The 26,885-nt window shown below is 70.7% G+C and carries 28 protein-coding genes; 12 read left to right on the plus strand and 16 right to left on the minus strand.

Annotated elements, in window-relative coordinates; all coding sequences use genetic code 11:
* Nucleotides 1–165 precede the first annotated feature (165 nt).
* The 6 genes from BXU09_RS08880 to BXU09_RS08905 form a co-directional block, all read right to left on the minus strand.
* Nucleotides 166–1,416: a serine hydrolase domain-containing protein gene (locus BXU09_RS08880; RefSeq protein WP_078301939.1), complete on the minus strand. Its 1,251-nt coding sequence runs from the start codon at nucleotides 1,414–1,416 to the stop codon at nucleotides 166–168.
* Nucleotides 1,416–2,123 (minus strand): ABC transporter ATP-binding protein, encoded by a 708-nt coding sequence (locus tag BXU09_RS08885; protein WP_055363937.1) that lies wholly within the window; start codon nucleotides 2,121–2,123, stop codon nucleotides 1,416–1,418. Before BXU09_RS08885 ends, BXU09_RS08880 begins: the two co-directional genes overlap by 1 nt.
* A complete protein-coding gene (locus tag BXU09_RS08890) occupies nucleotides 2,116–2,925 on the minus strand; it encodes an ABC transporter ATP-binding protein (RefSeq protein ID WP_078301941.1) in 810 nt (269 codons plus the stop codon). Before BXU09_RS08890 ends, BXU09_RS08885 begins: the two co-directional genes overlap by 8 nt.
* A complete protein-coding gene (locus BXU09_RS08895; RefSeq protein ID WP_078301942.1) occupies nucleotides 2,918–3,904 on the minus strand; it encodes a branched-chain amino acid ABC transporter permease in 987 nt (328 codons plus the stop codon). The genes BXU09_RS08890 and BXU09_RS08895 overlap by 8 nt, the downstream gene beginning before the upstream one ends.
* Nucleotides 3,901–4,767 carry a branched-chain amino acid ABC transporter permease gene (locus BXU09_RS08900; protein WP_055363936.1) on the minus strand — a complete coding sequence of 289 codons (867 nt, stop codon included), beginning with the start codon at nucleotides 4,765–4,767 and terminating at the stop codon, nucleotides 3,901–3,903. Before BXU09_RS08900 ends, BXU09_RS08895 begins: the two co-directional genes overlap by 4 nt.
* An 82-nt stretch (nucleotides 4,768–4,849) precedes the next feature.
* Nucleotides 4,850–5,986, minus strand: coding sequence for an ABC transporter substrate-binding protein (locus BXU09_RS08905; RefSeq protein ID WP_078301944.1), 1,137 nt, complete (start codon nucleotides 5,984–5,986; stop codon nucleotides 4,850–4,852).
* A 331-nt stretch (nucleotides 5,987–6,317) separates the two neighbouring features.
* Here BXU09_RS08905 and BXU09_RS08910 point away from each other — a divergent pair, with 331 nt between their 5' ends.
* Nucleotides 6,318–6,719, plus strand: a complete 402-nt coding sequence (locus tag BXU09_RS08910; RefSeq protein ID WP_078304898.1) for an acyl-CoA thioesterase — start codon at nucleotides 6,318–6,320, stop codon at nucleotides 6,717–6,719.
* Nucleotides 6,716–7,345 (plus strand): histidine phosphatase family protein, encoded by a 630-nt coding sequence (locus tag BXU09_RS08915; protein ID WP_078301945.1) that lies wholly within the window; start codon nucleotides 6,716–6,718, stop codon nucleotides 7,343–7,345. The genes BXU09_RS08910 and BXU09_RS08915 overlap by 4 nt, the downstream gene beginning before the upstream one ends.
* Before the next feature lie 17 nt (nucleotides 7,346–7,362).
* Here the strand turns inward: BXU09_RS08915 and BXU09_RS08920 are convergent, their stop codons facing one another.
* Entirely contained in the window at nucleotides 7,363–8,064 is a 702-nt protein-coding gene (locus BXU09_RS08920) for an HD domain-containing protein (RefSeq protein WP_240501134.1), read from the minus strand.
* 106 nt (nucleotides 8,065–8,170) lie between these two features.
* Between BXU09_RS08920 and BXU09_RS08925 the strand changes: the two genes are divergently transcribed.
* Both BXU09_RS08925 and BXU09_RS08930 read left to right on the plus strand, forming a co-directional pair.
* Nucleotides 8,171–9,040, plus strand: a complete 870-nt coding sequence (locus BXU09_RS08925; protein WP_078301948.1) for a response regulator — start codon at nucleotides 8,171–8,173, stop codon at nucleotides 9,038–9,040.
* A gap of 51 nt (nucleotides 9,041–9,091) precedes the next feature.
* The gene (locus BXU09_RS08930; protein ID WP_078301950.1) at nucleotides 9,092–9,691 is read left to right on the plus strand and encodes a hypothetical protein; all 600 of its coding nucleotides are present in this window, start codon (nucleotides 9,092–9,094) and stop codon (nucleotides 9,689–9,691) included.
* A gap of 55 nt (nucleotides 9,692–9,746) precedes the next feature.
* Here the strand turns inward: BXU09_RS08930 and BXU09_RS08935 are convergent, their stop codons facing one another.
* Nucleotides 9,747–10,403, minus strand: coding sequence for a CAP domain-containing protein (locus BXU09_RS08935; RefSeq protein WP_144012039.1), 657 nt, complete (start codon nucleotides 10,401–10,403; stop codon nucleotides 9,747–9,749).
* A 139-nt stretch (nucleotides 10,404–10,542) separates the two neighbouring features.
* On the opposite strand from BXU09_RS08935, the gene BXU09_RS08940 reads away from it, so the two are divergent.
* The 3 genes from BXU09_RS08940 to BXU09_RS08950 all read left to right on the plus strand — a co-directional run bounded on the left by BXU09_RS08940 (nucleotide 10,543) and on the right by BXU09_RS08950 (nucleotide 13,976).
* Nucleotides 10,543–11,364 carry an enoyl-CoA hydratase/isomerase family protein gene (locus BXU09_RS08940; RefSeq protein WP_078301953.1) on the plus strand — a complete coding sequence of 274 codons (822 nt, stop codon included), beginning with the start codon at nucleotides 10,543–10,545 and terminating at the stop codon, nucleotides 11,362–11,364.
* A gap of 426 nt (nucleotides 11,365–11,790) precedes the next feature.
* Nucleotides 11,791–12,783, plus strand: coding sequence for a malate dehydrogenase (locus BXU09_RS08945; RefSeq protein WP_078301954.1), 993 nt, complete (start codon nucleotides 11,791–11,793; stop codon nucleotides 12,781–12,783).
* A 272-nt stretch (nucleotides 12,784–13,055) separates the two neighbouring features.
* A complete protein-coding gene (locus tag BXU09_RS08950; RefSeq protein WP_078301956.1) occupies nucleotides 13,056–13,976 on the plus strand; it encodes a ferritin-like domain-containing protein in 921 nt (306 codons plus the stop codon).
* 129 nt (nucleotides 13,977–14,105) lie between these two features.
* On the opposite strand, the gene BXU09_RS08955 is transcribed toward BXU09_RS08950, so the two are convergent.
* The 4 genes from BXU09_RS08955 to ispF all read right to left on the minus strand — a co-directional run bounded on the left by BXU09_RS08955 (nucleotide 14,106) and on the right by ispF (nucleotide 17,601).
* Nucleotides 14,106–15,392, minus strand: coding sequence for an aminopeptidase (locus BXU09_RS08955; RefSeq protein ID WP_078301957.1), 1,287 nt, complete (start codon nucleotides 15,390–15,392; stop codon nucleotides 14,106–14,108).
* A gap of 82 nt (nucleotides 15,393–15,474) precedes the next feature.
* On the minus strand, nucleotides 15,475–16,494 hold the full coding sequence (locus BXU09_RS08960; protein WP_078301959.1) for a GGDEF domain-containing protein: 1,020 nt from the start codon (nucleotides 16,492–16,494) through the stop codon (nucleotides 15,475–15,477).
* A gap of 115 nt (nucleotides 16,495–16,609) precedes the next feature.
* A complete protein-coding gene (locus tag BXU09_RS08965) occupies nucleotides 16,610–17,077 on the minus strand; it encodes a tRNA (cytidine(34)-2'-O)-methyltransferase (protein ID WP_240501337.1) in 468 nt (155 codons plus the stop codon).
* Nucleotides 17,078–17,103: 26 nt separating this feature from the next.
* Entirely contained in the window at nucleotides 17,104–17,601 is a 498-nt protein-coding gene (ispF, locus tag BXU09_RS08970; protein WP_078301962.1) for a 2-C-methyl-D-erythritol 2,4-cyclodiphosphate synthase, read from the minus strand.
* 116 nt (nucleotides 17,602–17,717) lie between these two features.
* On the opposite strand from ispF, the gene BXU09_RS08975 reads away from it, so the two are divergent.
* The 3 genes from BXU09_RS08975 (at nucleotide 17,718) to BXU09_RS08985 (ending at nucleotide 19,700) form a co-directional block, all read left to right on the plus strand.
* A complete protein-coding gene (locus BXU09_RS08975; protein ID WP_078301963.1) occupies nucleotides 17,718–18,512 on the plus strand; it encodes a GGDEF domain-containing protein in 795 nt (264 codons plus the stop codon).
* Nucleotides 18,509–19,003, plus strand: coding sequence for a hypothetical protein (locus tag BXU09_RS08980; RefSeq protein ID WP_078301965.1), 495 nt, complete (start codon nucleotides 18,509–18,511; stop codon nucleotides 19,001–19,003). Before BXU09_RS08975 ends, BXU09_RS08980 begins: the two co-directional genes overlap by 4 nt.
* Nucleotides 19,004–19,211: 208 nt before the next feature.
* A complete protein-coding gene (locus BXU09_RS08985) occupies nucleotides 19,212–19,700 on the plus strand; it encodes a hypothetical protein (RefSeq protein WP_078301966.1) in 489 nt (162 codons plus the stop codon).
* 32 nt (nucleotides 19,701–19,732) lie between these two features.
* On the opposite strand, the gene BXU09_RS08990 is transcribed toward BXU09_RS08985, so the two are convergent.
* The 4 genes from BXU09_RS08990 to BXU09_RS09005 all read right to left on the minus strand — a co-directional run bounded on the left by BXU09_RS08990 (nucleotide 19,733) and on the right by BXU09_RS09005 (nucleotide 26,050).
* The gene (locus BXU09_RS08990) at nucleotides 19,733–22,567 is read right to left on the minus strand and encodes a hypothetical protein (RefSeq protein WP_144012040.1); all 2,835 of its coding nucleotides are present in this window, start codon (nucleotides 22,565–22,567) and stop codon (nucleotides 19,733–19,735) included.
* A 67-nt stretch (nucleotides 22,568–22,634) separates the two neighbouring features.
* Nucleotides 22,635–23,270 (minus strand): YigZ family protein, encoded by a 636-nt coding sequence (locus BXU09_RS08995; protein ID WP_078301969.1) that lies wholly within the window; start codon nucleotides 23,268–23,270, stop codon nucleotides 22,635–22,637.
* A 133-nt stretch (nucleotides 23,271–23,403) separates the two neighbouring features.
* The gene (locus BXU09_RS09000) at nucleotides 23,404–23,991 is read right to left on the minus strand and encodes an NUDIX hydrolase (protein ID WP_078301971.1); all 588 of its coding nucleotides are present in this window, start codon (nucleotides 23,989–23,991) and stop codon (nucleotides 23,404–23,406) included.
* Nucleotides 23,992–24,616: 625 nt separating this feature from the next.
* A complete protein-coding gene (locus BXU09_RS09005) occupies nucleotides 24,617–26,050 on the minus strand; it encodes a DUF4403 family protein (protein WP_240501136.1) in 1,434 nt (477 codons plus the stop codon).
* A gap of 30 nt (nucleotides 26,051–26,080) precedes the next feature.
* On the opposite strand from BXU09_RS09005, the gene BXU09_RS09010 reads away from it, so the two are divergent.
* Both BXU09_RS09010 and BXU09_RS09015 read left to right on the plus strand, forming a co-directional pair.
* The gene (locus BXU09_RS09010; protein ID WP_078301974.1) at nucleotides 26,081–26,506 is read left to right on the plus strand and encodes a secondary thiamine-phosphate synthase enzyme YjbQ; all 426 of its coding nucleotides are present in this window, start codon (nucleotides 26,081–26,083) and stop codon (nucleotides 26,504–26,506) included.
* On the plus strand, nucleotides 26,503–26,772 hold the full coding sequence (locus BXU09_RS09015) for a hypothetical protein (protein WP_078301975.1): 270 nt from the start codon (nucleotides 26,503–26,505) through the stop codon (nucleotides 26,770–26,772). The genes BXU09_RS09010 and BXU09_RS09015 overlap by 4 nt, the downstream gene beginning before the upstream one ends.
* Nucleotides 26,773–26,885 lie beyond the last annotated feature (113 nt).

Raw genomic sequence — 26,885 nt, forward strand, 5'->3', positions numbered from 1 at the left:
CCCTGCGTAGCAGGGGGTGAAGGGTGTGCCGGACGGATGCCGTCTGTTCCGCTGGTAACCCGCATACGGCAGCGGGTCACCCGCTTCACGCCCGGCACCCGCTCTACTCCTACTCGCATCCGCTCGGGTCGCGTGGCAGAGAGCGCCACGCCACCGGAGTTCTTCTCAGGCGAGGCTGCGGGGCCGGGTGGGCGTGTCGGTCAGGGCGGCGTACACGAAGGTCCGCAGGTCGTCGCGCACGCGGTCGGGGGAGAGGAGCAGCTGGGTCATGAAGATCACGGCGAGGTCCTCGACCGGGTCGACCCAGAAGTACGTGCCGGCCGCGCCGCCCCATGAGTAATCCCCGGCGTTTCCGGCGCGCAGGGTGCGCACGGGGTCGAGCGTGACGGCGAAGCCCAGCCCGAAGCCCACCCCGGCGGCGCTGGTCTCGGACACGGCGATGGGTGACAGGGCCATGCGGGCGATGTCGGCCCCGCCGGGCAGGTGGTTGCGGGTCATGAGTTCCATGGTCTTGGGGCTGATGAGGCGCGTGCCGTCCAGTTCGCCGCCGCGCAGGAATAGGCGGCACAGGCGCAGGTAGTCGGCGGCCGTGGAGACGAGGCCGCCCCCGCCGGACACGAAGTGAGGTGGGCGCGCGAAACGTCCGGCGGTCGGGTCGAACAGCACGCGGCCCTGCCCGGTCAGGGCGTAGCAGGGCAGGAAGCGGCCCAGTTTGTCGGCCGGGACCTCGAAGGCCGTGTCGGTCATGCCCAGCGGCGTCAGGATGCGGTCCTGCACGAAGTCCTCGAAGGGCTGTCCGCTCAGGCGTTCGATCACGTACCCGAGCACATCGGTGGCGGCCGAGTAGTGCCAGTGCTCGCCGGGCTCGTGCTCCAGCGGCAGGTGTGCCAGGGCCGCGACGAATTCCGGCAGGGTGGTCTTCACACCCAGGCCCAGGTCGCGGTACGCGCCGTCCAGGTGCCCGCCCTGCTGGATGTGGTAACTCAGGCCGGACGTGTGGCGCAGCAGGTCCACCATCTGCATGGGGCGGCGCGGCGCTTCGCCCGTGAAGTTGCCCAGTGTGCCGCCGGTCCACACGCCCAGGTTCGACCACTCCGGCAGAACGCTGCTGACCGGGTCGCTCAGGGTCGTCAGGCCGTCCTCGACCAGCATCATGAACGCGAGGCTGGTGATGGGTTTGGTCATGGAGTAGATGCGGAAGATGTGATCGTCCCGCAGCGGCGTACCGGCCTCCACATCCGCGAGGCCCTGCACGCGCTGATGCACGACCTGTCCCCGGTGGTACACCAGGGTCAGGGCATTCGGGAGGATGCCGGTGTCCAGGTAGCGGGTTTTCAGGTGCGTTTCCCAGCGGTCCAGGCGGGCCGGGTCCAGGCCGGCGTCCAGGCCCGGCCCGGCGGGCGCGGTGAGGGTCATCAGACGCCCAGGTACGCGCTGCGCACGCGGTCGTCGGTCATCAGCGCCTGCTGCGGGCCGTCCAGCGTGATCTGCCCACCTTCCAGCACGTACCCACGGTGCGCGATGCCCAGCGCCGCGAAGGCGTTCTGCTCGGCCAGCAGCACCGAGACGCCCTCGGCGTTCACGCGCTGCACTGCCTGGAACACCTGCTCGACGACCAGCGGCGCGAGGCCCAGGCTGGGTTCGTCCAGCAGCAGCAGTTGCGGGCGGGCCATCAGCGCGCGGGCGATGGCGACCATCTGCTGCTGCCCGCCCGACAGGCTCCCGGCGGGCGCGCCGCGTTTCTCGACCAGCGCGGGGAACAGTTCGTACACGCGTTCCAGTTCACGGGTGGTGCCGCTGGCGTCGCGGCGGTGCACGAAGGCACCCAGGCGTAGGTTCTTCTCGACGCTCAGTTCCGGGAACAGCAGGCGGCCTTCCGGGCACTGCGCCACGCCGTTCGCCACGTTGACTTCCGGGCGTCCGGTCGTGAGGCTCTTACCGTTCCATGTGGCGCTGCCGCCGCTGGGGCGTTGCAGGCCGCTCAGGGTGCGGAACAGCGTGCTCTTGCCCGCGCCGTTCGCGCCGAGCAGCACCACGATCTCGCCGGGCTGCACGGTCAGGTTCACGCCGCGCAGCGCCATGAAATGCCCGTACTTCACGTTCAGGTCGCGGACCTCAAGCATGCGCGCCTCCCTTCTCGGCCGGGGTGGTCTGGCCCATCTGCCCACCGTGCGCGTGCGACCCGAGGTACGCCTCGATCACGGCCGGGTCGCGGCTGACCTGCGCGGGCGTGCCCTGCGCGATCTTCTGCCCGTGGTGCAGCACCACGATGCCGTCGGCCAGTCCCATCACGAGGCTCATCTTGTGTTCCACGAGCGCGACCGTCAGGCCGCCCGCCACGAGTTCGCGGATCAGGGCCATCAGGTTCACGGTCTCCTCGGGGTTCATGCCGGCGGCCGGTTCGTCCAGCAGCAGCAGTTTCGGGTCGCTGGACAGCGCCATGGCGATCCCGACGCGTTTCTGCCCCTCCTGCGTGAGCGCCCCGGCGGGCAGGTGCGCCTGGGCGGCCAGTCCCACGCGGGTCAGGGCGGCCATGGCCCCGTCGCGGCTGCCCTGCACGTCCTGCCGTTCACGGCCGGTGCGCAGCAGCGCGTCCAGCAGCCCGGCGCGCGTGCGGACCCGGTGGCCGATCATGGCGTTTTCCAGCACCGTCAGTTCCCGGTAGATGGTGGTCGTCTGGAAGGTGCGGGCAATGCCGCGCGACACGACCTCATGCGTTTTCAGGCGCGTGATGTCCTCCCCGGCGAACTGGATGCGGCCCGAGGTGGGCTGGTAGAACCCGCTGATCAGGTTGAAGAAGGTGCTCTTGCCCGCGCCGTTCGGCCCGATGATGGCCGTGATCTGCCCGGCGGGAATGCTGGCCGTCACGTCTTTCACGGCGTGCAGCCCGCCGAAACGAATTCCCAGATCCTGAACTTCAAGCACGTTTCACCTCCTGCGCGCGTCCCTGTGCCCGAACGGCCCGTTTGGCGCGTTCCCGCAGCCACAGTCCCACCAGTCCCTGCGGCGCGAACATGACCAGCAGCACCAGCAGCGGCCCGAAAATGAGGAAGCGGTAGTCTTCGAGGCCCTGCAGCGCCTGCGTCAGGCCGTACATCAGTGCGGTGCCCAGCAGCGGCCCGGCCAGGGTGCCCAGCCCGCCGACCAGCAGGTACAGCAGGATCGTGAACGTCTGCGCCGGGGACGCCGCCGCCGATCCCAGGAACCCGATGTACACGGCGTACACGCCGCCCGCGAAGCCCGCGATGGCCGTTGAGAACATCATGGCGCGCAGCTTGTGGGCGTACACGTTGATGCCGGCGCTGCGCGCGAGGTCCTCGCCGCCCCGGATGGCGATCAGGGACAGCCCGAAGGTGCTCCCGCGTGCGCGGGCGACCGCCACGACCGTCAGGACCAGCGACACGAGCGCCAGGTAATAAAAACCGGCCGAGAGTTTCAGGCCCAGCGCCTGCGCGAAGGCTTCCAGTCCGGCGGGGGGGTTCACGCCGTTCAGGCCCTCGTTCCCGCCGGTCAGCGAGTCCCACTTGTTGATGACCAGCATGATGATCACGCCCACGCCCAGCGTGAAGATCGCGAACACGTCCCCGCGCGTGCGGAACGCCACCAGCCCCAGCAGCAGGCCCAGCGCCGCGCACAGCAGCACCGCCGCCGGCCACGCCAGCCAGAAACTCCACCCGGCCTTCAGGGTCAGAATGCCGACCGTGTACGCGCCGATGGCAAAGAAGCCCGCGTGCGCCAGCGGCAGCTGCCCGGTGTAGCCCAGCAGCACGTTCATGCCGTACGCGACCATCGCGAAGATCATGATGTTCACGCCGATGTCCAGCAGGTACCCGCTGGGCCGCAGCAGCGGCAGCAGCGCCGCGACGACCAGCAGCGCCGCCCAGCCCCAGGAAATGCGTTTCATGCGCTCCTCCGGAACAGACCCTGCGGCTTGAGGGCCAGGACCAGCACCAGCACCGCGAAGCCGATCACGTCCGCGAAGTCCGTGCTGATGTACGCCCCGCCGAACGTCTCGGCGAAGGCCAGCAGGAACGCGCCCACGATGGCGCCCGGCACGCTGCCCATGCCGCCCAGGATGATGATGGCGAACACCTTGAGGTTCATGACCTCACCCATGCTGGGCGACACCAGATTGATGGGCGCGATCAGGGCCGCCGCGACCGCCGCGAGCGCCCCGCTGATCGCGAAGGTCAGCATGCCGACCCGGTTCGTGTCGATGCCCACCAGCCGCGCGCCCTCACGGTTCTGGCTCATGGCCTCGATGGTCGCGCCGGTCAGGGTGCGTTTCAGGAAGTAGTTCAGGCCGAACACCACCAGCACGCTCGCCGCGATCACGAGCAGGCGCTGCCCGGTGACGGTCACGCCGCCCACGTTCACGATGGTATTGATGGGCGACGGCATGGTCTGGAATTCCGGGCCGAACACGAGCGGGTGCGCGATGGCGGCCTCCATGAAGAACAGCACCCCGATCGCGGCGATCATGGGCTGCACGTGCGGCGCGTCCCGCAGCGGGTAGAAGATGAAGCGTTCCATCAGCGCGGCGATGGCCGCCACCAGCAGCGCCGCCACCAGCAGCGACAGCAGGTACGGCCAGCCCAGCCGGGTCAGTCCCGCGAAGGTGAAGTACGCGCCGAGCATGTACAGGCCGCCGTGCGCGAAGTTCGGGACGCGCATCACGCCGTACACCAGCGTCAGCCCCAGGGCGACCAGGGCGTACACGCCGCCCAGCGCCGCGGCATTGAAAAGTTGTTGCAGGAACAGGGTCAAGGGAACACTCCGTGGGAAAGGCAGGGACGGATCACGCTGGAAAAAAAGCGCCCCGACCGATGCGGGGCGCTGAGAGGGGCGCTTACTTGAAGACTTTCGTCATGCGCAGCTTGGTGTACTTGCCGTTCTTGACGCTGGCGATCACGAATTCGGCGTCCACGTGCCCGCCGGCGGTCACGCCCGCGAGTTTGTACACGGTCTTGCCGAGCGGCAGGGCCTTGGCGGCGGCGTCCAGCTTCGCGCGGATCGCCTTGGGATCCTCGGTGGTGCCCGCGAGTTCCATCGCCTTGGCGATGATGTTCATGCCCATGTAGTTCAGCGCGGCCTCGCTGGTGGGGATCTTCTTGAACTGACGCTGGTACTGCGCCTTGAACACCTGCGTGCCGGCGTACTCGATGGTCGGCAGGATGCCCACGCTGCCATCCAGGTACGAGCGGGGCACGATGGTGTCCATCTGCTCGAACTTGGCCTGGTCCATCACGATGAACCCGCCCTTGAAGCCCTGCTCGCGCGCGGCCTTCACGACCAGCGCGGTCGGCTGGCTGGGGCCGCCGATGAACAGCACGTCGGGTTTCTCGGCCAGGGCCTTGCTGACGGCGCTGGAGTAGTCCACGGTGGTGTTGTAGTCCACGCCGTTGTTCGCGCCGACCGTGCCGCCCTGCTTCTTCCATTCCTCGACCAGACCCTCGGTCCACTGCTTGCCGTAGGCGCTGGTGGTGGGAATCAGACCCAGTTTCTTGCCGTAGGCTTTCATCTGGGTGGCCGTGAACGGCTGGAAGTAGTTGTCGAAACGCGGCGGCAGCATGAACGTCATGGGGTTCTTGGCTTCCAGGATCTTGGGTTCGCTGGAGTACGCCACGAGCAGGAATTCCGGATCGCGGGCCGTCAGGGGCTGAACGGTCAGGATGCCGCCCGAGTGCGGAACGAACACGATGCTCACGCCCTGGCTGGTCAGGCGGCGCACGTTGGTGGCCGTCTCGTTGGGCAGGTAGCGGTCGTCCAGCGAGACGAGCTTGAAGGTGACCTTCTCGCCCTTGACGGTCACGCCGGTCTGGTTCAGTTCCTTGATGGCCATCTCGAGGCCGCTCTGCACGTCTTTACCGTAGAAGGCGGCGCCGCCGGAGAGTGGGCCGGAGTACCCGATGCTGACGACCTTGTCGGCCAGCGCAGAACCGGCCAGGGCCGCGAACAGGGCGGGGAAGAGGAGACGTTTGTTCATAGGAACCTCCCGTGGACAGCGCGAAGGGACACCAGCTGCCCCGACATCTGAAACGCTGAACGTAGTACAAGTTGTGAGTGCAAACCATGGTGGCACGCCCCCGGAAGGGTGTCAATCACCCCGCAGGGCACACCGGAGTTCTGGCGGGTGACAGGTTGAACCCGTTTCAACAGATCAAATGCTCGAAGTGACGCCCCAAGGACGAGCGAACGGTAAGCGGAGAAATCCATCCAGACCTGAACACCCCTGCCCGCGCAGCCGCGCTCTACACTGATGAGCTGTGACCGACCCCGCCCCCACCCGCAACCCGGCCCCCCGCAGCCGCGCCCGCATGCTGGAACTGGTGTTCCCCAAGGACACCAACTACCACGGCACCGCCTTCGGCGGCTGGGTGCTGTCCCTGATGGACAAGGCCGCCAGCATCGCCGCCGTCCGGCACGCCGGGGGCAACGTCGTGACCGCCCGCATGGACGGCGTGGACTTCCACGTGCCGATCCGGGTGGGCGACGCCGTGGCCCTCGACGCGCAGGTCGTGAAGGTCGGCCGGACCAGCATGACCATCCGCGTGGACGTGTACCGCGAGGACATGCCCACCGGCGAGCAGGAACTCGCCACCACCGGGTACTTCGTGTTCGTGGCGCTCGACGACCACAACCGCCCCCGCCCCGTTCCCGCCCTGGCCGACGGGCACGACACCAGCAGCGCCCACCCGGACCACGAGGCCCGCCCATGACCGCCCCTGACCCCCGCACCCTGCACCTGACCCTGGTCCGGCACGGCGCGACCGACTGGAACGGAGCCGGCCGCTGGCAGGGCTGGACCGACACCCCGCTGGGCACCCTGGGTGAAACGCAGGCCGCGCGCCTGCACGCCCGCCTGCGGGGCCGCGCCTTCGACCGCGTGCACAGCAGCGACCTGAGCCGCGCCGCCCGCACCGCCGAACTGACCCTGCCGGGCCAGCCCCTGACCCTGGACGCCCGCCTGCGCGAACTGAACTTCGGGCAGTTCGAGGGCGTCACCACCGCCGACGTGCAGCGGGACCCCGCCTACCACGACTGGCAACGCGACCCCTGGACCCTGCCTGCCCCCGGCGGCGGCGAGAGCCTCGCGCAGGTCGGCGAGCGACTGCGCGACTGGGCCGACGAACTCTCGCCGGGCCGCGTGATCGCCTTCACGCACGGCGCCGCCATCCGCGCCCTGCTGTGCCGCCTGTTCGACTGGCCCGCCCGGCCCGTCCCCGGCTACGTGCTGCCCTTCAGCTACCAGCTGGCGCACACCAGCCTGACCACCCTGACCCGCGCCGGGGACCGCTGGACCCTGCTGACCTACAACGACCACGCCCACCTGGAAGAGAGCTGACCGGGGAGAGCTGACCGTCACTCGCCGGGCGGCGCGACCTCCAGTTCGGCGGCCAGTTCCGCCAGGAAGGCGCGCATGGTGCGGGTGCGGCGGCGCGCCTCGGCCTGACCGGCCGGCGTGTGAAAGGTCCCTTCCAGCCGCAGCAGCTTGGTGAAGAAGTGATCGACCGTGAACGCCAGGTCGTCCGGCTCGCGCGTCTGCGCCCAGGGATCGAGCGGGTCCAGCAGCGCCCGCCCCAGCTGACCGCCCACGCCCGCCACGCGCAGCACCCCCAGCGCGCCCAGGGCGTCCAGGCGGTCGGCGTCCTGCAGGGCCGCGCCCAGCGGCGTCTGCGGCACTGCGCCGCGCGAGTAGCTGTGGTCCCGCACGGCCAGCGCGACCTCGTGCGCGTCGGCGGGCGTGAACCCCAGCGCCGGCAGGGCCTCCTTTACGGCCTGCGCGCCCAGTTCGCTGGCCTGCGCCCGCTGCGGGTGATTCTTGGGCAGGTTCACCACGTCGTGCGTCAGGGCCGCCGCGACCGCCAGGACCGGCGCCACCTCCGGCGCGCAGCGCAGCGTCCAGCGGGCCACCCGCAGCAGGTGCGCGTCGTCGTGCGCGGCGTCCGGGCGCATCTGCGCCTGCACCCAGGCCCACACGCCCTCCAGGCGGGCATCCAGGGCCAGCAGCGGTTCCAGCGGGCCGGGCGGCCGGGCAGCGGATCGGGCAGGTCGGGAGGTCACGGGCGCAGTATGCCAGTCGCCCCGGCGGGTCGCGGTGTGCGAAATGTCACGCGTGCCCGCGCAACCGTGACGGCCGGGTGACGGCCGTTCAGTTACGCTGACAGACATGACCGCCCACCTGCCCCGGCGACCCTCGATCCTGATCGTGGACGACAGCCCCGGGGTGCTCCAGACCATGGAGTTCCTGCTCTCGCCGCACCTGCCGGTCCGCGTGGCCGACAGCGGACAGGCGGCCCTGGCCGCCCTGACGCCCGACACGGCCCTGGTCCTGACCGACGTGCGCATGCCCGGCATGGACGGCGTGGAACTGGCCCGCACGCTGCGCCGCACCCACCCGCACCTGCCCGTGGTGTTCATGACCGGCATCGTCGAGGACGACCTGCGCGCCGAGGCCCGCGAGCTGGGCGTGCTGGACGTGCTGCGTAAGCCCCTGCGGCCCGGCGTGCTGTTCCCGGCGCTTCAGGAATGGCTGGCCGACAGCGCGCCTGCCCTCGGAACGCCCGCCGTGCCTCCGGCTGCCCCCCCAGTGGCCCCCGCACCGCCGGACACCGTTCCCCCACCCACCCGCACCCCACCCAGCCCCACGCCACCCGCCCCCGAACCCGACCCGGACCAGAGCGCCGCGCGCCGCGCCCAGCAGGCCGCGCAGGCTCAGATGTTCACCGCCGGCCTGAACGTCCTGCCCGGCGTGACCGCCGCCTGCGCCTTCGACCCGGCCGGCGTACCCCTGACCCCCACCCCCCTGGACGCCGAGGTCGGCGCGTACGTCCGTTTCCTCGGCACGGCCGCGCAGGGCGTCGCGCACCACCTTCAGGCCGCCGCGCCCGTCCGGGCCGTGCAACTGGAATTCCAGGACCGCGTACTCGTCGTGTGCCCCGTCCCGTTCGGGTACGTGGCCGTCGTCGTACGCGACACGCCCGGCGCCAGCAGCGTGAAATCCTGGATGCGCGCCCGCCTGAGCCACGGCCTGCACTGACCCGGCCGTAACCCGCCAACGGACCCGCCCGCTGCGCGCTACGCTGAACACATGCTGAGCTTCGCAGAGGCCGCCCGGAACCCCACCCTGCACGGCAACGAACCCGGCCGGCTGGCCCGCCACGGCGTCAGCGGCCTGCTCGTCCCCGCCACCTTCGAGGAAGCCTTCTACCGCCAGAACAACCTCCCGGAACAACTGCGGCGGCTGTTCAGCCCCATCCGCCCCGCCCGCATCGACGAGGACGCCCTGGAACCCCTGACCGCGCAGGCCCAGGCGCTGATCCGCACCAGCTACCTGCTCGACGACGCCGTGCAGCACTTCCACCGCGCCCTGCGCGCCGCCAGCCTGGACCACACCCCCCTGCACGCCCGCCGCCCCGGCACACTGCACGCCGAGAGCGCCCCGCACCAGCCGCCCGGCACGCACGCCAGCGGCACCGCCGCCCTGCACGCCGTCAAACGCCTCTGGGCACACGACTGGGCCTTCGAAGCCGTCCTGGAGCGCCTGGACAGCGCCGGCAGCGTCGCCCTCGAAGCCCGGCCCACCCTGCTCATCCCCGGCCCGCCCGGCCTGAACGACCCGGGCCGCGCCGCCCACCTGGGCGAAACGACCGCCCTGGTCAACGAACACGGCCTGACCGGCCTGCCCTGATCCGGCCTGCCCTGACGCGCGCGCCCGGCCGTTCCGGGCGCGCAGGCCGGGCCTGTCACCAGCCCGCGATGTTCAGCACCCAGTACGTTCCGGCCGCGCCGGTCACCTGCGCCGCCGTGCCGTCCAGCACCTTCTCGAACAGCGCCGCGCAGTGCGACGGGCTGCCCTTCCACGCCGCGATCACCTCGGCCGGACTGGTCAGGTTCATCCCGGCCGCCAGACTCTCCCCGAACACCCACTCGATACCACTCGGCGGCACCGGACGGTACCCGGCGTCCACCATCCGCTGCGACGGCACCCGGTTATCCACCTGGCTGCGGTGCGGTAAATCCATCCGCCCGGACGCCGCCAGCTCCCGCCCGTACAGCGTCGCCGCCTTGTGCAGGTGCCCCTCGAACTTCAGTGGCGCCGCCGCCGGGAACACCCCGGACGGACACACCCCACCCCGCGCCCGCTCCGCATTGATGGCCTCCAGCATCTCCCGCTCTGCCTGAGACTGCGGGAAGCCCGGCAGCGCCGAACGGCTCACCGAGAAGGACTTCGTCGTCTTGTAATCGAACGTCACGTTGTACGACGCGTCTATGACCGTGACCGTCACCAGCTCATCACCGGCATTCCCGCCGTTTCCATCCGACGGAGCAGACGGCCCCGGATCACACGCCACCAACGCCACCGCCACCACCGCACCCGCTCCCCACCCAATCAGTTTCATCCCCACAGCGTAGGCGCCGCCGCCCGCCGCCGCTGCCGGATTTGACCACCCCAGGGGACCGGCACCCCCACCTCATGAACACCCCCCCCCATCCCGACGCGCCGGACACCCCCACCCGGCCACCCGCTACCCTGCCCCCATGAACACAACCCAACTCACCGCGCCCGGCGCGTACCCCGGCCTGCACCTGCAACTGCACGACAGCGGCATCCTGGAAGTCGTCATCCGCAACGACCGGACCCTGAACAGCGTGAACGCCGACGCGCACCGCGCCCTGACCCGCGTGTGGCGCGACATCGACGACACCCCAGGCATCCGCTGCGTCCTCGTGCGCGGCGACGGACGCGGCTTCTCCTCCGGCGGCGACTTCACCCTCATCGAGGACATGAGCCGCGACTTCACCACCCTCACCCGCGTCTGGAAAGAAGCCCGCGACCTCGTGTACAACGTCATCAACTGCTCAAAACCCATCGTCAGCGCCATCCACGGCCCCTGCGTCGGCGCCGGACTGGCCGTCGCCCTGCTCGCCGACGTCAGCATCACCGCCCACACCGCCCGCCTCCTCGACGGCCACGTCCGCTTAGGCGTCGCCGCCGGGGACCACGCCGCGATCATCTGGCCCCTCCTGTGCGGCCTGAACAAAGCCAAATACCACCTCATGACCGGCGAACCGGTCAGCGGCATCGAAGCCGAACGCATCGGCCTCGTCAGCCTCACCGTCCCCGACGACGAACTCATGGACCGCGCCTGGACAGTCGCCAACCAACTCGCCCAGGGCAGCCCCACCGCCATCCGCTGGACCAAATACGCCCTGAACAACTGGCTCCGGCAGGCTGGCCCCACCTTCGACGCCTCCCTGGCACTGGAATTCCTCGGCTTCACCGGCCCCGACGTCCGCGAGGGACTCAGCAGCCTCCGCGAAAAACGCGAACCGAACTTCGCAGACGACGCGCCACTGTAAAAGGGAAGTGGGGAGTGATCCGTGGGAAGGGAGGCTGCTACGCAGTAGGAAAAGGCAACACAGCTGCTGCGCAGGACCCCTCAGTCAGCTGCGCTGACAGCTCCCCTCAAGGGGAGCCTTGAAGGCAGGCTGACGTAACCGTCGTGGCAACCGAGCCCGTCGTGCGCGCAGCGCGCGGGGCGCACGGCGCGGGAGCGAAGGATGGAGTGTGAGGCGTGGCCGAACCCGCCCGACACCCACCACGAACGCCCGCGAAATACCTGCCCAGTGCCAACGACGGCTCCCCCTGCCCCTCTGGGGTAGGGGGTTGGGGGTGGGGCAGCCCGCCGCAGGCACCCACCCCTGTTCCCGCCCGGGGAACTTTCCCCCCAACCGTCCCGCCGCGCGTTATCGTGAGCCGTAAAACCATCCTCAGGAGGGATACCCATGACGACCAAACAACCCGTCCGTGTCGCCGTCACCGGCGCCGCCGGCCAGATCGGCTACAGCCTTCTCTTCCGCATCGCCTCGGGCGACATGCTCGGCAAGGATCAGCCGGTCATTCTGCAACTGCTGGAGATCACGCCCGCGCTGAAGGCGCTGAACGGCGTGGTCATGGAGCTGCGTGACTGCGCGTTCCCGCTGCTGGCGGACATCGTGACGAGCGATGATCCGATGGTGGCGTTCAAGGACGTGGATTACGCGCTGCTGGTGGGTGCGATGCCGCGGAAGGCCGGGATGGAGCGCGGGGACCTGCTGGGCGCGAACGGCGGGATCTTCAAGCCGCAGGGTGAGGCGCTGAATGCTGTGGCGAGCCGTGACGTGAAGGTGCTCGTGGTGGGGAACCCCGCGAACACGAACGCCCTGATCGCGCAGCAGAACGCCCCGGACCTGGACGCGGGGCAGTTCACGGCGATGGTGCGTCTGGACCATAACCGCGCGATCAGCCAGCTGGCCGAGAAGACCGGGAAGCCCGTGAGCAGCATCAAGAACCTGACGATCTGGGGTAACCACAGCAGCACCCAGTACCCCGATCTGAGTCAGGCGACGGTGGACGGTCAGCCTGCGCTGGATCAGGTGGACCGCGACTGGTACGAGAACTCGTACATCTCGACGGTCGCCAAGCGTGGCGCGGCGATCATCGAGGCGCGCGGCCTGAGCAGCGCCGCCTCGGCCGCGAGCGCCGCGATCGACCACATGCGCGACTGGGCGCTGGGCACGCCCGAGGGCGAGTGGGTCAGCATGGGGATTCCCAGCGACGGCAGTTACGGCATTCCCGAGGGCCTGATCTACGGCTTCCCCGTGAAGTGCAGCGGCGGCAAGTACGAGATCGTGCAGGGCCTGCCCGTCAGTGACTTCAGCCGCAGCAAGATGGACGCCACGGCGCAGGAACTGACCGAGGAGCGGGACGAGGTCCGTAAGCTGGGTCTGGTCAAGTAAGACCCGGTTCAGTACAGGAAGTGGGTGGCAGGTGACCTTAGGGGAGCCTGCCACCCGTTTTCTGTCTTCTGGGGCTGCCTGTGATCTGGTGCCCTGGAGGCGTTTCTTCATGTGACCTTCACGGTTGCGCGGGCGGGTGATCCGATCCGGGGTGGGCGGCATATGGCTGGTCAGAAGCGCAGACGGTGACTGGTGGTGCGGGTGTTCGTCCTGCTGGCCCTGTGCGCTTTGCCCGCCCGCCGCTTTCCGCTTTCTTTCCCTGGAGGTCCACCATGAGCAACCCCCTGAACCGCCGTAAATTCCTCGGAGCTGCCGGCGCTGTCGGCGTCACGACCGCCCTGGCCAGCTGCGCGCCCGCCATGGGCATGGGTCAGGCCAAACCCAACCTGGACGCCACGATCTTCAACTTCGCGCTGAACCTCGAGTACCTGGAAGCGGCGTTCTACCTCGCGGCCGTGGGTCGCCTGGAGGAACTGGACAGCGTGGGCGGCAACAGCAGCAAGGTCATCCTGCCGGCCGGCTTCACCGGCAAGAACGGCGACGGCGTGAAATTCCAGTCGGCCGACGTGCGTGCCTACGCGAACGAGGTGGCGACCGACGAACTGAACCACGTCCGCATCATCCGCAAGGTGCTGGGCTTCGGCGCCGTGGCGCAGCCGACCCTGGACCTGGGTCCGGCCTTCCTGGCGGCCGGGAGTGCCGCGTCGGGCGGGGCGATCACGGGCTTCAACCCGTTCGCGAACGACCTGTTCTTCCTGCACGGCGCGTTCATCTTCGAGGACGTGGGTGTCAGCGCGTACAAGGGCGCGGCGCGCCTGCTGAGCGACACGAGCGCCGGCGGGAACCTGGAGAACGCGGCGGGCATCCTGGCCGTCGAGGCGTACCACGCGGGCATGATCCGCACCCTCCTGTACCAGCTCCGCGACACGCAGGTCACGCCGGCCCTGAAGGTCAGTGACGTGGTGCAGGCCATCAGCAACCTGCGTGACAGCGTGGACGGAGCCCTGGACGTGGATCAGGGCATCCTGGAGAACGGCGCGGCGAACATCGTGCTGGCTGACTCGAACGGCATCGCGTACAGCCGCACGCCCCGCCAGGTCGGGAACATCGTGTTCCTGGCCGTGGACGCCGTCAAGGGTGGCTTCTACCCCGACGGCCTCAGCGGCGACTTCAGCAAGATTCTCGCGCTGTAAATCAAGAGCGTCAGTACCATCGCCTCCCGGTGCCCCTCCGGCCCGGGGGGCTTTTCATGGTCGATGGGCGAAGGGTGATGGAGAGCGTACGCCATCACCCTTCGTCCATCAACCATCAACCACCAGTGGTCACCCCTGCACGACCCATTCCCCGGCGCGCATGAGCGGTTCGCGGGTGCCTTCCTTCGTGATGCCGTCCACGTCGGTGGCGGGCGTGCCGATCATCCAGTCCACGTGAATGAGGCTGTCGTTCCCGCCGGCGGCTGTCAGGGTGGCCTCGTCGGTGCCGCCCTGCACGTTGGTGGGGTAGCAGCGGCCCAGCGCGATGTGCGAGGCGGCGTTCTCGTCGAACAGGGTGTTCAGGAACAGCGTGCCGGTCTGCGCGACGGGCGCGCTGGCGGGCACCAGGGCCACCTCGCCCAGGTGCGCGGCTCCCTCGTCGGTGCCGATCAGCTGGCGCAGGGTGTCCTCGCCGCGCGTGGCGCTGACCTCGGCGGCGCGGCCGTTCTCGAAGCGCACGCGGATGCCCTCGATCAGCTGTCCGCGCGCGCTGAGGGGTTTGCTGGCGACCGCCCAGCCGTTCACGCGCTCCCGGTGCGGGGCGGTGAAGACCTCGTCGGTGGGCAGGTTCGGGACGCCGCGCACGCCGTTGCGGGCGGTCTCGGCGCCGCCCTGCCAGACGTGGTTCTCGGCGAGGCCGACGGTCAGGTCGGTGCCCAGGTCGCTTTTCAGGTGGACGGCGGCGTACTGCCGGCCGTTCAGGTAGGTGGTGAGGCGTTCTAGGCGGGTTAGGTGCGCGTCCCAGGCGGCCACCGGGTCCGGCTGGTCGGCGCGCGTGACGGCGAAGATGTCGGCCCACAGGCGCGCCACGGCCTCCGGGGCGGGCAAGTCCGGGTACACCCGCGCGGCCCAGGCGGGCGTGGCCATCGCCGCGACCGTCCAGTTCACGCGGAAACTGCCGGTCGCCTCGCTGACCTGCCGCATGGCCTGCGCCGTGAGTTTGCTGCGCGCCGCGACCCGCGCAGGATTCACGCCCGCGAGCAGCGACGGGTCCTCCCCGACGATCCCGATGGACGCGTACCCGTCCTCAATCATCGCCTCGCGTTGCTGCGCGTGCCACGCGGGCAGGAAGTTCACGGCGTCGTCCGTGCCGTCCTCGAACAGCGCGAGGTCCAGGTGCGGGTCGAGGTACGTGACGCGCACGTCGCTGGCCCCGGCGCGGTAGGCGGCGCGGGCGGTCAGGCGCACGAGCGGCGCCGCCTCGACCGGCGCGGCGATCCGGAGCTTCCCGCCGGCCGGGAGGTTCACGCCGGTCCGGACGAGCAGCTCGGCGTACCGGGCGAGGTGGGCGCTGAAGTCGCCGGTTGGAGCGTCACTGGCGCTGGCCTGGGGATCGTGCGGGCTGGAGGCAGTCATGCCCGTCACTCTACCGGGCGTGCCGGGCGGGGCGTCCGGCTGGGCAGACTGGGGCGGGGTGGGGAGCCGGGCGAGTTCGCCGTCAGGCCCAGCGGTTCCCGCCGCTCTCCTGCGCGCGGTGCAGGCGCTGCACGGCCAGGTCAATCAGCGCGTCAAGGTCCTCGGTCTCGGCGGCGAAGGCCAGGCCCACGCTGACCGGCACGCCGTTCAGGTCCGTCAGGTTCAGGTTGCGGGCCGCGCGGACGATCCGGTCGGCCACGTCGTGCGCGGCGGCCACGCTGACGTCCGGCAGGATCAGCAGGAACTGATCGCCGTTCCAGCGGGTCACGCTGACCTGCTGCTCGGTCATGTTGACGAGCAGCGTGGCGACCTCGCGCAGCACCTGATCGGCCGCGCGGTGGCGCAGCAGGTCGTTGATCCGCCCGAAGTGGTCGATGTCGACCAGGACCACCGCGACCCGCGCGGCGTGCAGCGGGGAGCGCGTGGCGGCCTCCAGCGTGTCCCACGCCGCCTGCCGGTTCAGGACGCCGGTCAGCGGGTCGAGCTGCGCGGCGTGCTGCACGCTGAGGTTCCGGGCGCGTTCGGTGCTGACCAGCTGCCCGTGCAGGGCCATCAGGACCATCAGCGCCACCAGGAACCCCGCGTAGATCATCAGGGGCAGGTCCTGCGGGTTGAACAGCAGCGTGGCGGCCAGCATGAAGCCCGTCACGGGCAGCAGGAGCGCCGCCGCCTGGTTCAGCGGCAGCCACGCCAGTGTCAGCAGCGCCACCACGCCCAGCGACAGGAAGAACGCGGGCTGAATGTCACGCCCCTGCATGCCGACCACGATCACCTGCGCTGTCAGCCACAGCGGCAGCAGGTACGCGACCCCGCCGGTCAGGACCCGCAGCGGCACCCGGCGCGACAGGACGGTGGCGACCATGAACACGCTGAGCAGCGCGGCCCCGGTCAGGGACACCACGTTCTGCCGGTCCCCGGTCAGCGCCAGCCACAGCAGACCGGAATGCACGGCAGTGGACAGCAGCGACAGCGACAGGTGCGCGGCGTGCTGCTGTTCCCGCAGCCGGTGGACCTGCTGCGGCGGAATGACGGGACGGGGCATGTGCGTCCAGTGTAGGGGGGCCGGGTGGGGGCGCGCGGCCGGAATTCGGGTCTGAACTGCGTTCAGGCGGCGGGTGTACCGGGGGGGGCTGTCACGCCAGCCGCCCCGCCGGGCGTTACCAGCCCTCGATCTGCCGCCCGGCCTCGAAGGCGGCGACGCCCGCCGCGACGCTCAGGTTCAGGCTGCGGCCCCCACCCGGCTGCGGCAACTTCAGCTTCGGCAGGGCGTCGCGCAGCCACGCGGGCAACCCCCGCGATTCCGGGCCGAACAGCAGGTAATCGCCCCGCGCAAAGCCCGCGCGGGTGTGCAGTTCGGTGGCGTGCGTGCTGAACGCCCACACCCGCGCGCCCGCGCCCAGCGTGCCCTGGAAGGCGGTCCAGCTGGCGTGCTCGTGCAGGGTCACGCCCTCCAGGTAATCCATGACGGCGCGGCGGAACTCACGGTCGTGCAGGTGGAAGCCGAACGGGCGGATCAGGTGCAGGTCCGCGCCCAGCACCGAGCAGGTCCGGGCGACGTTCCCCACGTTCCCGGCCTTCTCGGGTTCGAACAGCACCACGCGCAGCAGGGGAGGGGCCGGCGGGATCACAGCGGCCGGCGGCACTTCTGCCGTCATCCTGCACCGGTGCCGGGCGCGCGGACCAGCAGCGCCGTCACGCGGGTCTGCACGTGCGCGGGCGCCAGTCCCTCGGAGGTCTTGAAACTGACGCCCACCTCGGATTCCGGCAGGTTCAGCAGTTCCGCGACCGACCGGGCGATCTCGGCGCGCAGCGGCCCCAGCTTCGGGCGGTCCAGGGTCACCACGACCGCCACGTTGCCCGGCACGTACCCGCGCGCCGCCACCAGTTCCAGCGCGCGGGCCACGATCACGCGGGAATCCATGCCGGCCCACTCGGCCGCCGTGTCCGGAAAGTACTGCCCGATGTCCCCCAGCGCCAGCCCCGACAGCAGCGCGTCGGCTACGGCGTGCAGCACGGCGTCCCCGTCACTGTGCGCCACGGCCCCCAGTTCCGCGTGCGGCACGGGCACGCCTCCCAGCACCAGCGGCCGCCCGGCTTCCAGGCGGTGCGCGTCCTCTCCAAATCCGATCCGGAACGGCAATGCACTCATTCACGCAGTCTGGCGCATCGCGCGGCGCGGCGTAACGCCTCCTTAACGCCCCGTCCGGCACGCTGAAGGTCAGAAAGCCCGCTGTTCCCTCCGCCTCCCTCCCCCTGGAGACACCGATGCACCTCGACAACGACCTGTTCCAGCAGCTGCCCGTTCCGGCCGTTCAGTGGCCCTCCGTGCGAGAGGGAAGGCGTGACGGTCACGCCCGCGTGAACCCCGCCTTCAGCCGCGCGTTCCGCCCCGGCGCGCTGTGCAGCCCGCTGCCGCACTGGACGGACGGCGCGCACCTGACCCGGCTGCCCAGCCGGACCGGCGAGCCGCGCGTGTGCCGCGTGACCCTCAGCACCCTGCCGAACGGGGACCGGCTGGCCGTGGTCGAGGACGTGCACGCCTACCACCTGGACCCGCTGACCGGCCTGCCGGACCGCCGCGCCCTGCTGCTGGACGCCGCGCAGCCCACCGTGAGCCTCGCCCTGATCGACGTGGACCGCTTCAAGCAGGTGAACGACGCCCTGGGTCACGCCGCCGGGGACCGCGTGCTGGAAGCGCTGGCACGCCTGCTGGCGGGAGCCGCCCGCGCCGGCGACCTGCACGCCTACCGCCTGGGCGGCGACGAGTTCGTGCTGTGCGCCCCGCACGCCCTGACCGGCGAGGACCTGCGCCCCCTGCAAGTCGGGTTCCGGGAGACGCTGGGCCGCCTGGGCATCCCGAGCGGCAGTTTCTCGTACGGACTGGCGCAGGCGCCGCAGCACGGCGACACGCTGCACGCCCTGTTGCAGCACGCCGACACCCAGCTGACCCGCAGCAAACGCGACCGGCGGGGCGGCCTGACCACGCAACTGGGCCGCCTGCTGGGCCGCGTGACCACGGCCGAACCCTCCGGACTGAACAACCTGAGTGCCGCGCTGTGACGCTCTCCATGCCGCCCGAATCCTCCCGCGTCCTGAGCGCGGCGCGCAGCCGCCGACTGGCGCGCTTTCCTGTCCGCACGGACCTGCTGGGCCTGACCGTGCGCGGCGAACAACTGCACGTGACCACCCCGCGCGGCCCGCTGCCGCTGTACCGGTTCACGCCCCTGCAGGCGGCCGTGCTGTGCGGCGAACGCGTGCCCTACGCCGCCGAGTGGCCCGAGCACATGAAACTGTTCCTGTACCGCTACCAGCCGCTGCCCACGCTGCCGCACGCGACCGGCCCGTACGCCGCGCAGCTGGGCACGCAACCGCGCGACCCGCACGGCCTGCGCCCCTGGGACCAGTCCACGTACGGCGGGTGGCCGCTGTACCTGTTCCTGCACGACCAGCCGGGCGCGGCGGCGGCAGGCGAGGTCGCGGACCTGTTCGAGGTGGTCCTGGTGGGCCAGCCGACCCTGCCGCCCTCCGGCGCACGCGGGCACGGGCCGTGATACGGATTCCGTCTGCTTCGTGGGCAACCCGTAGCGGTACCGGGTGGCCCACTCCATGCCTGGAATCCTCTTTGCTCCTACTCGCCTTCGCCCGGATTGAACGGTTCTTGCAGACCATTCGCCCGGAGACGAGGCGTATAAAACTTATCTTCATCTGATTCTCATGTCTGCCAGACTGCCCTGGCACCCCACCCCACCCGGAGGTTTCATGACCCAACCCACCCAGCCCCCCCTGGACTTCCTGACCCTGACCGTCTTCGGCGGGCGCCTGTACGCCATCAACCGGGCCGGGCAGCCCATGCCCCTGTACGTGTACGCCCCGCTGCGGCAGGCCTACGCGGGCCGCTACGACGTGCCCCTGGCGCCGCAGTGGCCGCCGTACACCGTGGACTTCGTGACGCAGTACGTGCCCATGCCCGTCCTGACGCCCGAACAACTGCCCGACACCCTGGAAGCCGACATCACCCAGCAGGCCCGCACCGGCGACCCCGAGCGGCCCTGGAACCAGATGGTGTACCGGGGCTGGCCGCTGTACTACGTGCCGGGCCTGGACGCCAGCGGCACCAACGACGCCCAGCCCGCCATGTTCGAACCCGCGCGCGACGGCATGGACCCGCCCATGGTCCAGGGCGGCGACCCGCAGGGCGCGCCGGACGACGGCGATCCGGGCTGGCCTCCGGGCGTCTGGGGCCCCTGAAGGGTGCCGCACTCCCCGGCGCGGTCCGTTGCCTAGCCTGCCAGGTGTCCGGTCAGCCAGACCCGGAGGGCCGGGACATCCAACAGGTCGGCTGAACCCTGTGGCGGCAGCCCGAACAGTTCCAGCAGCAGCGCCCCGGCCTGGGCGCGCTGCTGGCTGTGGGCGTTCGGAGCCTGCGCCGCCTGAAGTAGCCAGCGCCGCAGCCCGTCCGGGTCGCGGGCACTCAGGTCGCGGGCGCTCAGCAGCAGCAGTTGCAGCACCTGCCAGGGATTCCCGCTGCGTTCCGAGGCCCGCAGCGCCAGTCGCGCGCTGCGCCGGGCCTGCGGTGTGCGGCCCCGCGCGTAGTGCAGTTCGGTGTCCACCAGGGTCAGGCTGGTCTCGTCCGGCACTTTCCCGGAACCGGCGATGTGCGCCCTCCACTCGGCCAGCCAGCCTTCGGCCTGCCGCCAGCGGCGCAGGTGCAGCGCCAGCTGCGTCCGGAACTCGTGCCCGTGAAATTCCAGCGACTGCACGCGCAGGGTCCGCCCGGCCTCCAGCAGCGCGCCGGCCTCGACCAGTTGCGCCCCGCGTTCCTCGTCGGTTGCGGGCAGGTACACGCGCACACCCAGCGCCGACTGCCGGACCTGCCACGCCAGCATGGGCGGCAGGTCCGGCAGTTGCGCCTCCAGCGCCGCCAGTTGGAGGCGTAACTCCGGCGAGTTGCCCAGGAAGGTCAGGTGCGTCAGCAGGTTCAGACGGTAGTACAGCGTCCGCGTCCGGTCGCCCAGTTCCACGGCCAGCGCCAGCGCCTGCCCCAGCAGGTCCACGGATGCCTGAATCTGCCCCTGCACGCCTCGCACGGAAGACAGGGTGTTCAGCACCTTCATGCGGCTGGCCGGATCTGCTGCCAGCGGCCCGGCCAGGAACTGCCCCGCCAGCGTCTGTGCATCCAGCAGCCGCCCAGCGCCGAAGGCCAGCCACATGCACGCCACCTGCAACGCTGCCTGCACCTGTGCGGGCGCCTGGGCGTCCTCGGCGTCGTCGGCCAGCGCCGCGAAGGTCTCGGTGCCGGACCCGTGCAGGCCCCGGCGGTCGTGGTGGGCCAGCAGGTGCTCGGCGTGCTCGGCCTTCAGCGTGCCCAGCGTCAGGGCGGCGCGGCACGCGATCAGGATGTTCTCCCGCTCGGCGTCCACGGCCGGGTCCTCGGGTGGCCGGGCCGTGAACCACCCCAGGTAGTGCGCGGCGTGCGCCTCCCGCGCCCCACGCATCAGATCCGGGTGCGCCTCGCCCTGCCCGGCCAGCAGGCCCCCCAGCGCCGGGTACAGCCGCAACCGCTCCGAGCCCGGCAGGTACGCCTCCGCGAACGAATGCGTCAGCAGCGCGTCCAGTTCGTCGGGCGTCACGCCCAGCGCCGGCGCGTGCAGCGGATCAAAGTCCGGCGCGACACTCAGGCGCAGCGCCGCCGCCCGCGCGCCGGGAGGCAGCAGGTCCCAGGACCGCTGCGCGACCACGTTCAGGCCGCGCCGTCCGTCACTGTCGCCGCCCGCCGCCGTCAGCGCGCCCGCCTCGTGCAGCACGCGGGCGTACACGGCATCCAGGTCCTCCACCCGCAACCACGACGCCGCCAGCGCAATCGCCAGCGGATGCCCCACCAGACGCCGCGTGATGCCCGCGATCAGCGCGGCGTTCCCGGCCCCCAGCGTGAAGTCCCGCCGGACCCGCCCCGCCTCCCGCACGAACAGTTGCGCCGCGCCCGACGCCGCGATCTGCGTCACGTCCGCCTCCGGACCCGGTTGCTCCAGGCCCGCCAGCGGCAGCAGGAACGTCCCGGTGTCCAGCCCACCGTCCGGCCCGCCGCGCGGCACACGGCGACCCGTCAGCACCCACCGCACGTCCGGCAGGTCCTCCCGCACGACAGACAGCAGCCCCGACAGGTCATCCAGCGCGTCCAGGCCGTCCAACAGCACCACCGACCCCGCCCCCAGCACGTCCCGCAGGAACCCGAAGCCCTGCGGCACCGGCCGGCCCGGCGCGCACGCGGCCGCCACGCGCACCGCCACGTCCGCGTCCGACTGCGCGCCCTCCGCGTTCACCAGCACCACCGGACGCTCCAGCCGCGTCAACTCCCGCAGCACCTCGCGCGTCAGGGTGCTCTTCCCGATCCCGCCCGGCCCGACCACCACCGCCGCCCCCCCACCCGGCGCGGCCGCCCAGGCCAGCAGCGCGTCCAGTTCCGCCTCGCGGCCCAGCATCCGGTGAGCGGGTGCCTTCCCTGAACCGCGCGCCTCTGCGGGCGCCCCGGCTGTCAGGTCCGCCAGTTCCGCACGCACCTCCGTCTCCAGCGCGCTGCCCGGCAGCGTCAGCGGTAGCAGGCGCGCCAGACTGGCCGGCTCCATCGGCGGCGCCCCCGCCACGTCCCGCGCCCGCTGGGCCCACACCGCCGCCCGCGCCGGATCACTGCCCTCCGCCACCCGCAACGCCTCATCCTGCACATGCCGCGCCAGCCGCTCCCGCTGCGCCAGCACCCACTCCTCGAACTCCCCGGACACGTCCGGCAGGTTCACGCCATGCAGGAACGGCCCCCGGTACGCCTCCCACGCCGCCTCGCCCCGCAGCGTCAGCAGCGCCGCCGCGTCACACGCCACGCCCGCCACCAGCCGCTCATCACCGCCCAGCGCCGACCCGTCATGCTCGCGCAGCGCATGCAACGCCACCCGCAGGCTCCCCTCCGGTTTCGCCGCGCGCGGCCACAGGAGCGCCGCCAGCTGACGGCGCGGCGCCGGCCCCTCCAGACCCACGAACACCAGCAGCAGCAGCGACTTCACCTTCCGGAACGACCCCAGATGCAGGTCCCCCAGCGTGATCAACGTCCCCGCCTCCCGACTCATCAAGCGCCCATGCTAGCGCGTTCCCCGCACCCCAACCGCCCGGCCAGTCAGCCCGCCAGTCAGGTCGTCACTCCTCACCCCACGGCAACTCCACGACCTCCGCCGCCCCCCGCGACGCATCCCGCAACGCCACCACGAACCCCGCCACGTCCTCCGGAAACACCTCCACCCGCAGCGACACCCCGGCCCCCGAATAAGCCTCCTCGCCGCGCACCACATCCAGCGACCCCAGCAGGTGATACAGGCCCCCCAGAAACTCGAACGGCACCGACACCGCCAGCGCCCGCCGCGCCCGCACCGTCACCCGCGCCGCCGTCCGCAGGCACTCCGCCGCCCCGCCCCCATACGCCCGGACCAGCCCGCCCGTGCCCAGCTTCACCCCACCGTAAAACCGCACCACGACCACCATCACGCGGTCCACGCCCTGCCCCTCGATGGCCCGCAGGATCGGCGCGCCCGCCGTTCCACCCGGCTCGCCATCATCACCAAAGCGGTACGCACCCCCAATCCGGTACGCCCAGCAGTGATGCGTCGCATCCGGGTACCGCTCCCGCAACGCCCCCAGCTGCGCCAGCGCCTCCTCCGGCGAATCCGCCCGGTCCGCGAACGCCAGAAACTCACTGTTCTCGATCACCGCATCAGACCGGTGCGGCCCCGCCAGAGTCACGAACGGCGCCGGCAGATCCGAACCCACCACGCTCATACTGACTCCGATTGAATGGGCTGCAAAGACCGTTTAATCCGAGCGGATGCGAGTAGGAGCGAAGCGGTTTCCGGACGTGGAGTTGGCAACCCGGTGCTGTACCGGGTTGTTAACGAAACAAACGGAATCCGTATCAGAGCAGCCCCCGCCCGGCCAGCACCGCCCGCGCATGCCACAACGTCAGACTGCTCGACCCATCCAGGATCTCCCCGGCATCCAGGCGACGGTACGCCTCCGCCAGAGGCACCACCACACGCTCGATCGTCTCGGTGTCCTCATGATGCATGTCGCCCAGCGACACCCCCAACGCCAGGAACGGGTAGAAGATCACGCCACTGATACTCGGCTGCGGGTAGAAGCCCGGCAGCGCCACCCACTCCGCCGCCACACCCCCAACCTCCTCGTGCAGTTCCCGCCGGGCCGCCGCGAGCAGGTCCTCGCCGCGCTCCACGCCACCCGCAACGACCTCAGTGACGGTCGCGCGCAGCGGGTAGCGGTACTGACGGATCAGGACCGCCTCACCCTGAGCCGTCACGGGCAACACAAACACGGCGCGCGGCCCACGCGGACGGTACTGATAAGTCGTCTCCGCGCCATTCGGGAGCCGCACGCGGTCCTCGAACACCGTGCGGAACCCCGACACGAGCTGCCGGGACTCCAGCGTCTCCCACGGCTGAACCTCATCCTCAATCAACGACGTCCAGTTCGGGTGATCAGTCATGCGCTCAGGCTAACAGGCGGGGGTTTCGGCTGCGCGGCGGGCTTTCCCGATGGAGGGGGTGCGCCTGGCGGCGGGCCTCCCCACCCCCAGCCCCCTACCCCAGAGGGGCAGGGGGAGCCAGCGTTGGCACTGGGCAGGTATTCCGCGGGTTTTTTGGGGGAGGGTTGGGCGGGTACGGCCACGTCCTAGACGCCATCCTTCGATTTCGCGCCGTTCGCCCCGCGCGCTTCGCGCACGACGGGCCGCGTTGCCACGACGCCGGGCGGGCCAGCCACCTCGGTGCGTGCTGGAAGGTTCTACTTTGTGGGCTGTTGCCAAAGCGGGTTTTGAAGTCGATCAGCGGCCCTCGACCCGTTGCCCGGCCAGTTTCCGCAGGCTTCCATCGGCCGTCGTGCGCGCAGCGCGCGGGCCTTGCGGGGGGGCGGCAGGATGGCGTCGAAGCCGGACACGTCACCGCTCAGCACGACCCAAGCACTATCAGTCGAATCTCTTGCCGAGCGCAGCGACTGCTCCCCCTGCCCCCCTGGGGTAGGGGGCTGGGGGGTGGGGCAGCACCCGGAAAGCTGGCCACAGGTGCCCACCTTCCAGTCAGAGAGCAGCACACCGTCAGGAGTCCAAGTCCCCCTTACTCCACCTGAACGTTGGCCCCGAGAGTCCCGGTCGCCTCGGCGGTGACGATCAGCGCGTCGGGCGTGACGTTCAGGCTGGTCAGGCGCAGGGTGCGGACCTGTCCGGCGAGGGTGATGCCGGGGGCGGGGGTGAAGGGGAGGCGGCGTTGCAGGTTGCTCTGGGCGGCGTTCAGGTGGGGGGTGAGGTCGATGCGGGCGGCCTGTTTGATGTAGGCCTGGGCGCGGGCGTCGGCGAGCCAGGCGAGGGCGCGGCCGGTGAGGCCCTGGCGGCGGGTGGTGACGGTGGGGCTCTCGAGGGTGAGGGTCTGGGTGGCGGGGTCGAGGGTGGGGGTGCCGCGGACGTCGGTGGTGGCGTTGAGTTTCAGGCCGAGGGGGCCGGTGATCTGGAGGTTGATGGTGGCGGTGAGGGTGGTGCCGGTGGGCCTGAGGGTGACGCGGGTGACTCGCAGGGTGGGTGAGGTGGGGACGGGGAGGGTGAGGGTGCGGCGGGCGGCTTCGCGGGTGGCGGCGGCGGAGAGTTCGGGGTAGGGGAGGCGGGCGGGGACGCGCAGGTGCAGGTCGGGGGTGAGGGTGGGGGTGCGGCGCAGGGGTGGGAGGGGTGTGGGGGTGTGGGGGGTGGGTCGGCCGAGGCTGGCGTTCAGGCGGACCTGGGCGCCGAGGGTGATGTTCAGGGCGTCGGGCGTGAACTGGAAGGGGGTGACGCTGAGGGTGAGGGGGGTGGCGTGGGCGTAGGCGGGGTCGGGGGTGGGGAGCGTCCAGGGTTGTTGCGCGCGGGTCCAGAGGGTGGTGGCGCGCTGGCGGAGGCGGGCCTGTTCGCGGACGGTGGTGCGGACCTGCGCGGCCAGGGTGTCCAGCTGGGCCTGTACCTGCGTGTCGACGAGGGACTGCACGCTGACGCGCACGCCCTGGGTGAGTTCGACGCTGAGGGGGTCGGTCCAGTTGGCTTCGCCGCGAATGGTGACGTCCGCTTCCCAGTCGGGGGTGATGGTGGGCGTGACGGTCAGGGTGACGGTCGCCTCGCCTCCGAAGTCCCGCGCGAGGAACGCGCCGGCGCCGCCCGGTTCGGCGCGGAAGGCGGCGCGGATGGGGACGCTGATGCGCAGCCCGGAGCCGTCCGGCAGGGCCCTGATCTGCACGTGCCCGGCGCGGGTGACGGTGCCTTTCAGCGTGACGCGCAGCAGGCCGCCCAGGAAGGCGCGTTCCTCGTCGACCCGCGCGAATTCCAGTGGCACGCGGGCGTTCGCGGCCACCTGCACGCCCGCCAGGGGCACGGTGACCGGCACGGTCAGGGTGCTGGTGGGGGCGCTGCTGGCGGTGCTGGGGGCGGCCTGGGCGGTCATGAGTCCAGTGAACACCAGGGGCGTGAGAAGGCGCGTCAGGGGTCGGGTGGGGGCGCGGCGCATCAGGCGTTCAGGGTAACGGGCGTGCATGAGGGCGCCACGGCGTTTACCCTGGGCCGTATGTGGGCGCAGCATCTTCTGACCCTGCCCGAGCGGCGGCGCGGCTTTCACCTGATCACGCGGGAGGTCGCGGGGGCCGTCCCGGAACTGGCCCGCACCCGCGCGGGGCTGCTGCACGTGTTCATTCAGCACACGAGTGCCAGCCTGACCCTGAACGAGAACGCCAGCCCGGACGTCCGCCGTGACTTCGAAACGTACTTCGATCACGCCGTCCCGGACGGCTGGGAGCCCTTTACGCACACCCTGGAGGGACCGGACGACATGGCGGCGCACATCAAGGCCAGCCTGCTGGGCCCCAGCCTGACGCTGCCGGTGCGGGACGGTCGGCTGGCGCTGGGCACGTGGCAGGGCGTGTACCTCTGCGAACACCGCGACCACGGCGGCCCCAGAAGACTGATCCTCACACTGACGGGGCAGGAAGGGTGAACGAGGTCTGGATCTTTCATGCCGAGCAGGCCCAGCTGGCTTCAGGTGTGTTTTCCACGCGCGAGCAGGCGGAAGCCTGGATTCGACGTCATGGCCTGACAGGCCTGCTGACCTCCTACCCTCTGGATGAAGGGTTGTACGACTGGGCAGTCACGCACAGCCCCTTCCGTCCGAAACGATCTGAACACACCACGCCGACATTCATCGGTCGGTTCACGAGTGCGTACCGTCCACACGAGCATTACCGGGATGGCAGGCCAGTCTGAACGGCATAGGGGTTGAGGTTTTTTCAGAGATGTTCGGGCGTCGTCTGTCCGTCTCTGGTAAACAAGTCCCGCCGGGTGGCCTGCCGTTTCCCGTACACTGAGTTACGGTGCTG

This window comes from Deinococcus sp. LM3 (assembly GCF_002017875.1).
In the GTDB taxonomy this organism is placed as follows: domain Bacteria; phylum Deinococcota; class Deinococci; order Deinococcales; family Deinococcaceae; genus Deinococcus.

Coding starts and splice junctions, on each gene's coding strand:
- BXU09_RS08880 (WP_078301939.1), bottom strand. CDS start 1,416: ATGACCCTCACCGCGCCCGCCGGGCCGGGCCTGGACGCCGGCCTGGAC.
- BXU09_RS08885 (WP_055363937.1), bottom strand. CDS start 2,123: ATGCTTGAGGTCCGCGACCTGAACGTGAAGTACGGGCATTTCATGGCG.
- BXU09_RS08895 (WP_078301942.1), bottom strand. CDS start 3,904: ATGAAACGCATTTCCTGGGGCTGGGCGGCGCTGCTGGTCGTCGCGGCG.
- BXU09_RS08905 (WP_078301944.1), bottom strand. CDS start 5,986: ATGAACAAACGTCTCCTCTTCCCCGCCCTGTTCGCGGCCCTGGCCGGT.
- BXU09_RS08910 (WP_078304898.1), top strand. CDS start 6,318: ATGCTGGAACTGGTGTTCCCCAAGGACACCAACTACCACGGCACCGCC.
- BXU09_RS08915 (WP_078301945.1), top strand. CDS start 6,716: ATGACCGCCCCTGACCCCCGCACCCTGCACCTGACCCTGGTCCGGCAC.
- BXU09_RS08925 (WP_078301948.1), top strand. CDS start 8,171: ATGACCGCCCACCTGCCCCGGCGACCCTCGATCCTGATCGTGGACGAC.
- BXU09_RS08930 (WP_078301950.1), top strand. CDS start 9,092: ATGCTGAGCTTCGCAGAGGCCGCCCGGAACCCCACCCTGCACGGCAAC.
- BXU09_RS08935 (WP_144012039.1), bottom strand. CDS start 10,403: ATGAAACTGATTGGGTGGGGAGCGGGTGCGGTGGTGGCGGTGGCGTTG.
- BXU09_RS08940 (WP_078301953.1), top strand. CDS start 10,543: ATGAACACAACCCAACTCACCGCGCCCGGCGCGTACCCCGGCCTGCAC.
- BXU09_RS08945 (WP_078301954.1), top strand. CDS start 11,791: ATGACGACCAAACAACCCGTCCGTGTCGCCGTCACCGGCGCCGCCGGC.
- BXU09_RS08950 (WP_078301956.1), top strand. CDS start 13,056: ATGAGCAACCCCCTGAACCGCCGTAAATTCCTCGGAGCTGCCGGCGCT.
- BXU09_RS08955 (WP_078301957.1), bottom strand. CDS start 15,392: ATGACTGCCTCCAGCCCGCACGATCCCCAGGCCAGCGCCAGTGACGCT.
- BXU09_RS08960 (WP_078301959.1), bottom strand. CDS start 16,494: ATGCCCCGTCCCGTCATTCCGCCGCAGCAGGTCCACCGGCTGCGGGAA.
- ispF (WP_078301962.1), bottom strand. CDS start 17,601: ATGAGTGCATTGCCGTTCCGGATCGGATTTGGAGAGGACGCGCACCGC.
- BXU09_RS08975 (WP_078301963.1), top strand. CDS start 17,718: ATGCACCTCGACAACGACCTGTTCCAGCAGCTGCCCGTTCCGGCCGTT.
- BXU09_RS08985 (WP_078301966.1), top strand. CDS start 19,212: ATGACCCAACCCACCCAGCCCCCCCTGGACTTCCTGACCCTGACCGTC.
- BXU09_RS08990 (WP_144012040.1), bottom strand. CDS start 22,567: ATGAGTCGGGAGGCGGGGACGTTGATCACGCTGGGGGACCTGCATCTG.
- BXU09_RS08995 (WP_078301969.1), bottom strand. CDS start 23,270: ATGAGCGTGGTGGGTTCGGATCTGCCGGCGCCGTTCGTGACTCTGGCG.
- BXU09_RS09000 (WP_078301971.1), bottom strand. CDS start 23,991: ATGACTGATCACCCGAACTGGACGTCGTTGATTGAGGATGAGGTTCAG.
- BXU09_RS09005 (WP_240501136.1), bottom strand. CDS start 26,050: ATGCACGCCCGTTACCCTGAACGCCTGATGCGCCGCGCCCCCACCCGA.
- BXU09_RS09010 (WP_078301974.1), top strand. CDS start 26,081: ATGTGGGCGCAGCATCTTCTGACCCTGCCCGAGCGGCGGCGCGGCTTT.